Source organism: Oleiphilus sp. HI0117, from assembly GCF_001635235.1.
This window is the reverse complement of record NZ_LWGA01000570.1, coordinates 1-627: the sequence shown is the minus strand read 5'-3', so window position 1 is coordinate 627 and position 627 is coordinate 1. Positions and strand designations below refer to the sequence as shown.

Below are 627 nucleotides of genomic sequence, written 5' to 3'. Positions count from 1 at the left end.
TCAACGATGTCGATTAAACGCTTGTGGGTACGGATTTCNTACTGATCACGCGCATCTTTGTTTACGTGAGGAGAAATCAAAACTGTAAATCTCTCTTTCTTAGTTGGAAGAGGAATCGGACCACGCACTTGCGCACCGGTTCTCTTCGCCGTATCTACAATTTCTTGTGTAGACTGATCGATCAGACGATAATCAAAAGCTTTTAGTCTGATTCTGATTTTTTGGCTTTGCATGTGACCAAAACTCCAGTAATTAGCCACTTAAACCCAAAAAGGCGCGTGACTGCTGTATAAAAAAGGAGCCGCATTGTACGTATTGCAACCAACCGTGTCAACCGACATCCCGACATAAATACGATTTCTTTTAGCACAAAAAAAAGAGCCGCCCGAAGGCAGCTCTTTTTTTAGGATATAGGCGTCAGATTATTCAACAATCTTAGCTACAACACCCGCACCTACAGTACGACCACCTTCACGAATCGCGAAGCGTAGACCTTCTTCCATCGCGATTGGCGCGATCAAAGTAGCTGTTAACTGTACGTTATCACCAGGCATTACCATTTCAACACCTTCAGGCAACTCACAAGCACCTGTCACATCAGTCGTACGGAAGTAGAACTGTGGACGG

At 44.6% G+C, this 627-nt stretch carries 1 protein-coding gene and 1 pseudogene; both read right to left on the bottom strand.

The annotated features are described in order from the left end of the window. Positions 1 to 233 (bottom strand): 30S ribosomal protein S10 (gene rpsJ / locus A3757_RS06260; protein WP_068739319.1); only part of this gene is annotated, 233 nt, incomplete at its 3' end. A gap of 189 nt (positions 234 to 422) precedes the next feature. Then, positions 423 to 627 (bottom strand): annotated as a pseudogene (gene tuf, locus A3757_RS06255) (elongation factor Tu); the annotation flags it as partial.